Genomic DNA, 7,533 nt, shown 5'->3' with positions numbered 1-7,533 from the left:
CGCCGGGGGTCCCAGGTAATAGAGGGCTGAGCAACCCCCACCCACCGGCCGTCCCCGATCACCGCAACCCCCTCGCCCGCGGGCAGCAGATGGCCCAGGTCGTGAAAAACATCAGCAGCGTGGCTGAGACCGGAACGTGGTTGATCGAGACACACGCGCGCCTGCTCAGCCGTCTACCGGCATCGTCCTGGCTGACTTTCTGTGGCTGAGGCCGACAGGGGTTGAAACAGCGGCGGGACGTACGACAGGAACCTGCTGCCCCGCCCCCCGGACCGGAGGCCATCGTGAGCGCGAACTTCCGCTGCGACCGCAACGACCCACCATCCGCCTGGTGCAACTGGTGGGCAGACCTCACCGCGTTGACCAGCACCATCTACTACGGATGGCCCCGCGACACCAACGGCCTCCAGGAGCCGAACCCGTCCTTCTGGCACTGGTGCCCGGCCGCCGCACTGACCCCGGGACCGGCCGACACCGCAGGACGGTGGATGGGCGCGTCGACCACCCACCACACCCTCCTCACCCGGCAGCCGCTGCACCTCGAACCCTCGCTCCTGTGGCGGTGCTGCGACACCCACGGCTTCGTACGCGACGGGACCTGGATCCCCGCCTGACCCCCGCCGCTGCGGCCCATGCCCCGGCCGGCCACGCCTGGGCCCTCTCCTGCCTGGAGGCCCCACGGCATCCCCGCTCCACCCCGCCACCCACGCCGCACTCAGGAACTTCTACAAGGAGGCGAACTCCTGATGACCACCTTCGGTATCGACGTCTCGGCCTACCAGGGCATGCAGGACTGGAACGCACACAAGAAGGACGGCGTGGCTTTCGCCTTCGCCAAGGCGAGCGAGGGCGAGCACGGCCGCGACGCGCGGTTCGACTCCCACATCAGCGGCATCATCAAGGCCGGCCTGGTCGCTGGCGCATATCACTTCGCGTGGCCGAACCAGGATCCTGCCGCCGAGGCCGCGAACTACATCGGCGCCGTCGCGCCGTACGCCCACGCGCAGCCCTTCGTGCACTGGCTCGACCTCGAGGCCTACAACGACCGCCGCAACTACCAGGGCCGCAGCGACAGCCAGATCCTGGCCTGGGCCACGCAGTGGCTCGCCGCCGTACGGGCCGCGTTCCCGTCGCAGTACGTCGGCGTCTACACCTCAGCAGACGACATCGCCCACGGCCACCTCCCCGCCGGCGCACCCCTCTGGTACCCGCGCTACCCCGGGGCGTCGGTGGACACGTACGCCGAAGCCGCACAGGCGACCTGGCCGACGCCGTCCGGCCGTGCACCGCTGTTCTGGCAGTTCACCGGCAGCCCGCTGGACCGCTCCCTCTGCTCCCTGAACGCCGACGAACTGCGCAGCTGGGCCGCCGGCACTGTGTCGCCCGCCTTCGAGCCCTATCCGGGGCGCGCGTTCTTCCTGAAGGGCGACCAGCCCGCGTACGGGAAGCGGTCACCGATCTTCACCGCGATGGGGAAGCAGCTGGTCGCGGTCGGCTGCGGCCGCTACCACGTCGGCCCGACCGCGACGCTCAACACGGCCGACGTCGACAGCTACGAGGCCTGGCAACGCCAGTACAACTCCACCCACCACAAGGGCTGGACCGGGGCCGCCCTGAAATGGCCCCCAGGGGCAGAGACGTGGAACGCACTCAAGGTCCCCAAGTCCTGACCTCCGGAAGCGAGTTCACCGATGTGGACCCTGTGGAACCGGCTGGGATGGAGAGGGTTCGCGCTCCTCGCCTCAGGCCTGTCCTGGATCAGCTACGGCGCCTCCATCACCCTCCAGCCCCGCTACGGCACCGTGCGGGGTATCAGCGTGCTCCTTGACCTGATGCCCATGACGGCCTGGGGCTGGCTCTGGATCACGGCCGGCGCTGTCTCGGCCGCCTACGCGCTCGTCCGGCCCGGGCACGACCTCCTCGGCGTCGGCGCGGCCATGGCACCGCCGTTGCTGTGGGCCGTGGCCTACGCGCTCGGGGCGCTCACCGGGGCGCCACCGGCAGCATGGGGAGCCGTGGCGCCCTGGGCCTCCCACGCGCTGCTCATCCAGATCGTGGCCTATCTGACCAGGCCGCGCCTGGTCGTCCCGAGGGTGGTGGCGTGTGGAGCCGACTAGCTGGCTGGGCCTCCTGGCCGTCTTCGTCTCGACGGTCGGCTCCGCGTACGGCGCGTGGCTGGGGCGTGCCCGTACGACAGTGCAGGACGTCCCCGCCGATGCGCTGCCGGCCGCTCCGTCGCAGCCCGAGGGCACGTGGACGGTGTCCCCGGAGATGTACCTGTGGTTCGAGGAGCAGATGTCCGGGCTGCACCGGCGCATGCGGTCCCTCGAGGAGGCCGAGCGGGAATCGCGGGGGCGGGCCGATCGCACCGAGCGGCTCCTGGGCCTCGCCCTGGTCCACATCGGGAACCAGGACGAACGGCTCCGCGCGGCAGGTATACCGCTGGTCCCGATGGATCCGGAGCTCGTGGCCGCGCGCGACACCCGATAGATCCCAGGTTCGGAACCATCGCGGCCGTCATGATGAAGGCTGCTGCGCGGGCGCGAGTCTTCGAAAACAAGAAATGGCCCCTCCTGCCGGCGCGTGATCTGCGCTGGCAGGAGGGGCCATTTCTCATGGGCTGTGCAAGCTGCGGTCTACGTCTTCGACCGGGTGCCGTGGCGTGCGGTGAACGCCTCGACCGTGGCCGGGTCTCGTCGCATGGCGGCCATCAGCTGGTTCTTGCGGAACCGCTCGCGGCCGGCCTCGAGGAGCTTCTCGTAGCCGTCGCGCGCCTCGACGAGCCGCTCGACGACGAGGAACTCGATGACGTCCTCAAGGCACGGCCTGAACCGCTTCCCGCCGACGGGGAAGTGCAGCTGCGCCAACGAGCGCCCTGCGTCGCACTTCGGGTCGTTGAGGCCCGTGAACAGGTCCGAGTGCGCGTCGACCTGGAGGTGAGCGTCCGGGTAGCCGTCTGCCTTGTCGCGCTCGTAGTCGTAGTGACAGAGACCGTGCTTGGCGTCCTTAGAGCCGAACACGCCGAAGAACGACTTGTGGACCATCAGGTGCTCTCGCTCGGCGTCGAGGCGGAGCTGGAAGCTCACGTCCATCCACAGCTCGGCCTTGGGCGCGCGCGGCTTCAGCTGGAACCTCTCCGCGGTCATGGTCTCTTTGCTGACGCGGTTGCCGAGGATGAAGAGGCGGTCGTCGCCGGTGGAGAGCGCGACCGCCTTTATCTGCACGTACTGCGTGATGGTGCCGTTGAGGAGCCCTTTGATCTCGTTGGCGAACCGGATGGTCTGATCCCGGAGATTGTCAGAGATCAAGTGCGCCGCCGATGGACACCCACAGAGCTTGAGCCTGTGCCGAGACGAAGTCCCGGCGGGCGGCCATCTCGCGCAGTTCGGCGTACGTCAGCCCGAGTCGTTCCAGTGCTTCGTAGGCAGCCGCCCGGAACTCGTCCTCCGACAGTTCCGTGATGATGTCGTCGGGCTCGGCTGCTCGTTGTTCCTGGATTGTCATCTGAATCGCCCCTACCCCCCAGTAGCTTTCGACGACTGTAGTGTCCCCCAAGGGTCTGACACTGTGACCCAGACCACTAGCCAGAGTCCAGTCGTTGAGCACTCTTGGTGAATTCTTCCCACCTGAGCGTGACTCGCACGCGTGCACTTGCCATCCGTGCGGTTCCGGAACGCTATCTGTTCGGGCTGTGAGAACCGGGAGCGGCTCAAGTCCATCTGGCCGATGCTGCGCTTCGAGTACGAATGTGGCACTCCTCCCCGGGTGGGGAGGAGTGCCACATTCGTCGTTGGGTGCCGGCCGACTCGCGCCGGTCTGTGCAGAGTTGCGCCCCCACAGCTCAAGGGCAGCGGCGGGGGCGCAAATCGGCGTACCGTGCTGAGTGTCGAGGTCAGAACGGAGCACCAGTATGCCCCTCAGCAGTGACGAGCACATCGGTACGCGTGTCCGGATCGCCCGCAATGCCGCCGGTTTGAGTCAGATCGAGTTGGCCGATTTCCTGAGTCACGGCGAAAGTTGGATGGCAAACGTCGAGTCCGGACGTCAGCCACTTGACCGATACTCCGTCATCACGGCGATCGCTGACCGCTGTGACGTCGACGTGGTCTGGCTGCTCGGCCAGCCCTATCGACTCCAGCGCAACGGCGGCAGCCTCGCGCACGCCCACGTACCAGCCCTCCGTACTGGCATGCGACGGGCCGGGCTGATCCTGTCCGGGCACCCAGGGCTCATCCCGCAGGGCGCCCCCACGAACCTCGCTTCGATGCGTACACGCTCGAAGGAGGCGAACACCGCGAGGCAGGCCGCGAACCTGCCGAAGGTCGCGCAGCTCCTCCCTTCCATGGTCGAGGACCTGAACACCGCGCTCCTGGTGGCAGAGGGCGCCGACCGCGAGGAGGCGCTCCGGCTCCTGGTCGACGCCGCGCGTACAGCACGCATGTGCCTCAATCAGCTGGGCTACCCGGACCTGGCCTGGATCTCTGCCGAGGTCGCCGCCGGCGCGGCCACTCAGCTCGACGATCCCGTGGTCAAAGCAGCCGTCGCCTGGGACCGGTGCGGCGCGCTGCTCCACCAGGCCTCGCTCCGTGAGACCGTGGCGGTCGCCGACGCGGCCCTGAGGGATCTGGAACCGCTGGCTACCGGCCGGCGCAGGCAGGACGAAGCGGTGAGCCTGCGCGGAGCTCTGCACCTGCGCTGCGCCATCGCGCACGCGCGCGGGAGCCAGGTGGCGGATGCCTGGTCGCGGATCGACGCGGCGATCGAGGACGCCGACCTGCTGGGGGCGGGCTGGTACGACGTCAAGCAGCACACTGTGTTCGGCAGGGGGACGGTCGCCGTCCATGCCGCCGAGGCCGGCGTCGAAGTTGATCAGCCGGACAGCGGGCTGCGGAAGGTACCCCAGGTCGACATCGGTGAGGTGCCGAGCAAGGAGCGCCGGACGCACTTCGCGATCGACAAGGCCCGGGCGCTCCAGCGCATGGGCAAGAGCGCCGCGGCCGTCACACAGCTGTGTGAAGCGGCGTCCAACGCGCCGTACTACGTGTATGCGGACCCGATGTCGCGGGCGCTGGTGTCCGACCTCGCCCGTGTTGGCGTGCCCGCGCAGGCGTCCGCGCTGTCCGGGCTGATCCGCAACATGGAGCTCGTCAAATAACCGCGTCGTTTCGCGCAGAAGATTCCCAAATGCCCGAAAACACCCCCTAGAAAAACTAGGGGGTGCGCCCAAGTGCGCGCACAACACTCAGAGAGGTAACTATCCGTACCTGCGTGAACACTTGGGGGTATCGGCGATGGAGCCGATCAACACCCGCGACCCGGCTGCCGCCGCCCGCGCGTACGTCAGGCTTGAATGGCCGGTCGCACTAGGACACCGCTACCGACCACGGCAGGGCTGCACCTGCGAAGACCCCGACTGCCCGACGCCGGGCGCACACCCGGCAGCCGGGCCGCTGCTTCAGCTCGCCGAGGACAACCTCGGCGACGCTCTGGAGTCGGCTCCTGGCGCCGCCCTCATCGCGGCAACCGAACGCTTCGACGTCCTCATCGTGCCGCGCCGCATCGGCATGGCCGTCATGGTCGACCTCGACCGGGTCGCCCGAGTGCCGTGCCTGATCGACAAGGGTGCAGAAAAGACAGCCCTGTTCGTGCTGCCCGCGACCGGCTGCTACGCCGACCCGCACCCCGCCCTCGAACTCCGCACCGGGCCGGACGAATGGATCGCGCTCCCGCCGAGCCACGGCCTGCACTGGGACACGCCGCCGTGGATGGAACAGACCGGCCGGCCGCACCCGCTCCTGCACGGCGCCGACGTCGGCCGGCACCTGGCCGACGTCTTCAAGATCACCCCGGGTGGCTTCAGTGCGCATCAGCAAGAGACGCACCGTTGAAGACCGACACCGCCCACCGCGCTCCGGAACGCAGAACGACTCATCGGAGAACACCGTGACCATCTGCCCTGCGCACCTCATCACCGAGTGGCTGGCCCGCCAGCACAGCCACCCCGACCAGGCCGAAACCGAGTGGGTGGAGCAGGGCGTAGCGCTACTCCCGATGGGCAAGGACATGAACGCGGTCCGGCTGCGCGGCGACCTGGTCCACGCCGTGGCGGCCACGGACGACCCGAAGCAGGTCGCCGCCGTCCTCGATGAGACGCTCGGCGGCCCGGTCATCCGCGACCGGCTCACGGCCGCCGACGTCACGTACTACGCGCTCATCAACCCGCACGCCGCCATGGTCTGGGATCTCGAAGAGCAAGCACCCTGCTTCGGAAAGGACACCTACCTCGGCGTCCCCGCCGTGGACCGCGTGTCGCCCCCCGGCCCGTACTGGGTGCACCCGCCGCGCTACGACGGCGACCTCTGCAGTCCCCAGGCCGTACGTGACCTCGTCATCGCAGGGCTCAACCACCTTCACCCGGCGGAGCGCTAGGGATGGCTTTCCGTGAGGTGGACACCGGCCCCGCGGCACCGGACCCCGCACAGCTCCAGCAGGGCTGGCTGGGCCACATCCAGGACTGCCGCTCGTGCACGGCGGAGGACTACTGCGACGCCGGATACCGGATCCAGCGTGCCATGAGGGCCGCCGCGCCGATGGCGAAAACCAGTGCTTAGAGTGGCTGAGCTGCTGAGAGAGGAACGACGATGAGCCCCGAGATCTTCCAGGACTACGCGCTCGACCTGGTCAAGAACGCCCGAGGTGTCCAGCAGGCACAGACGCTCGAGGCTGTTGGTGAGCACCGTTACCGCTACGGCATTGCGGTCACCGTGGACGGCCGTGAGTCCCGCTGGCAGTTCGTGGGCCAGCTCGCCGAGGGCGAGAAGCACGGCACCCCGGCCGCGCCCGTCGAGGGCCAGCCCGCGGCCTACACCGCCGTGGACTCAGGCGGCTTCGCGGACGCGTGGCTGGCCAGCGTAATCGGTGCCGGCCAGTCCCCGCAGATCGAGCGGATCGACGTCTGGTCGGCCCGCGAGAGAGCCGATCCCAAGAACCTGGGCTTCATGGTCCGCTTCCACAATGGCCAGAGGGTGTTCGTCCGCAAGATCTGAGACCGGCATCAGCGGGCGGGCCGCTCGTCCCGGGCGGTATCCCTGAGATCAAGTTCCAGAGAGCCGCTCACCAGCAGCTCAAGGGGCACGTCCAGCGCATCCGCGATCCGCAGGAGCATGGACAGGGCGGGGTCCCGCCGGGCTGTCTCGTACCGGTGGACGGAGCGGCGGTCGATGCCGATCTCGTTCGCCAGCTGCTCCTGCGTGAGCTTCCGGTGCAGGCGCACGGTTCGGATGCGCTCGCCGACCGCGCGGCGGCGGAGAACGCTCCAATCCGGCTCCTGGTCGACCACCCCATAAACCTGGTGGTCAAAAGATCATGTGTCAGTGCCCAATTGGGCACTTCTCAGGGCCCTTTATAGGTGCTTGAATGCTGACTTCCAGTCAACAGTCCGACTTGACCCAGAACTTGCCTCTCCGAGACCCCGGGGGTGCGAGACGGCCCTACTCCATGCTCCGCAAGCACAAGGAGGGGCCGTGCCGGGCC

Annotated in this window: 12 protein-coding genes and 1 pseudogene; 10 read left to right on the top strand and 3 right to left on the bottom strand. The window is 68.4% G+C overall.

Translation table 11 applies throughout. The features are described 5' to 3' along the window. The first annotated feature begins 284 nt into the window (after window positions 1-284). From SPR02S_RS25975 to SPR02S_RS25960, 4 genes are all read left to right on the top strand, one after another. Window positions 285-614 (top strand): hypothetical protein, encoded by a 330-nt coding sequence (locus SPR02S_RS25975; protein WP_019059934.1) that lies wholly within the window; start codon window positions 285-287, stop codon window positions 612-614. Window positions 615-746: 132 nt separating this feature from the next. Next, complete coding sequence (locus tag SPR02S_RS59015) at window positions 747-1,670, top strand: GH25 family lysozyme (protein WP_019059933.1); 924 nt, start codon at window positions 747-749, stop codon at window positions 1,668-1,670. A gap of 21 nt (window positions 1,671-1,691) precedes the next feature. Next, window positions 1,692-2,117, top strand: a complete 426-nt coding sequence (locus tag SPR02S_RS56295; RefSeq protein ID WP_019059932.1) for a hypothetical protein — start codon at window positions 1,692-1,694, stop codon at window positions 2,115-2,117. Beyond that, entirely contained in the window at window positions 2,104-2,490 is a 387-nt protein-coding gene (locus tag SPR02S_RS25960) for a hypothetical protein (RefSeq protein ID WP_019059931.1), read from the top strand. Before SPR02S_RS56295 ends, SPR02S_RS25960 begins: the two co-directional genes overlap by 14 nt. A gap of 146 nt (window positions 2,491-2,636) precedes the next feature. Here SPR02S_RS25960 and SPR02S_RS25955 read toward each other — a convergent pair whose 3' ends face one another. Further along, a complete protein-coding gene (locus SPR02S_RS25955; protein WP_019059930.1) occupies window positions 2,637-3,308 on the bottom strand; it encodes a hypothetical protein in 672 nt (223 codons plus the stop codon). Beyond that, window positions 3,298-3,504 carry a hypothetical protein gene (locus tag SPR02S_RS25950; RefSeq protein ID WP_019059929.1) on the bottom strand — a complete coding sequence of 69 codons (207 nt, stop codon included), beginning with the start codon at window positions 3,502-3,504 and terminating at the stop codon, window positions 3,298-3,300. Before SPR02S_RS25950 ends, SPR02S_RS25955 begins: the two co-directional genes overlap by 11 nt. A gap of 406 nt (window positions 3,505-3,910) precedes the next feature. On the opposite strand from SPR02S_RS25950, the pseudogene SPR02S_RS64975 reads away from it, so the two are divergent. The 6 genes and pseudogenes from SPR02S_RS64975 to SPR02S_RS25925 all read left to right on the top strand — a co-directional run. Then, window positions 3,911-4,042, top strand: a pseudogene (locus tag SPR02S_RS64975) (helix-turn-helix domain-containing protein); the annotation flags it as partial. Between the two features lie 222 nt (window positions 4,043-4,264). After that, window positions 4,265-5,155, top strand: coding sequence for an XRE family transcriptional regulator (locus SPR02S_RS25945; RefSeq protein ID WP_245607618.1), 891 nt, complete (start codon window positions 4,265-4,267; stop codon window positions 5,153-5,155). 136 nt (window positions 5,156-5,291) lie between these two features. Further along, a complete protein-coding gene (locus SPR02S_RS25940; protein ID WP_019059927.1) occupies window positions 5,292-5,888 on the top strand; it encodes a hypothetical protein in 597 nt (198 codons plus the stop codon). Between the two features lie 55 nt (window positions 5,889-5,943). After that, window positions 5,944-6,429: a hypothetical protein gene (locus SPR02S_RS59010; protein WP_019059926.1), complete on the top strand. Its 486-nt coding sequence runs from the start codon at window positions 5,944-5,946 to the stop codon at window positions 6,427-6,429. A 2-nt stretch (window positions 6,430-6,431) separates the two neighbouring features. Further along, the gene (locus tag SPR02S_RS25930) at window positions 6,432-6,611 is read left to right on the top strand and encodes a hypothetical protein (RefSeq protein ID WP_019059925.1); all 180 of its coding nucleotides are present in this window, start codon (window positions 6,432-6,434) and stop codon (window positions 6,609-6,611) included. Window positions 6,612-6,641: 30 nt separating this feature from the next. After that, window positions 6,642-7,046, top strand: coding sequence for a hypothetical protein (locus tag SPR02S_RS25925; protein WP_019059924.1), 405 nt, complete (start codon window positions 6,642-6,644; stop codon window positions 7,044-7,046). Window positions 7,047-7,054: 8 nt separating this feature from the next. On the opposite strand, the gene SPR02S_RS56285 is transcribed toward SPR02S_RS25925, so the two are convergent. Continuing rightward, window positions 7,055-7,339: a helix-turn-helix domain-containing protein gene (locus tag SPR02S_RS56285; RefSeq protein ID WP_019059923.1), complete on the bottom strand. Its 285-nt coding sequence runs from the start codon at window positions 7,337-7,339 to the stop codon at window positions 7,055-7,057. Between the last annotated feature and the right edge of the window lie 194 nt (window positions 7,340-7,533).

This window comes from Streptomyces prunicolor NBRC 13075, from assembly GCF_000367365.1.
In the GTDB taxonomy this organism is placed as follows: domain Bacteria; phylum Actinomycetota; class Actinomycetes; order Streptomycetales; family Streptomycetaceae; genus Streptomyces; species Streptomyces prunicolor.
The sequence above is the reverse complement of the archived record's forward strand: the minus strand, read 5'-3'. Positions and strand labels throughout refer to the sequence as shown.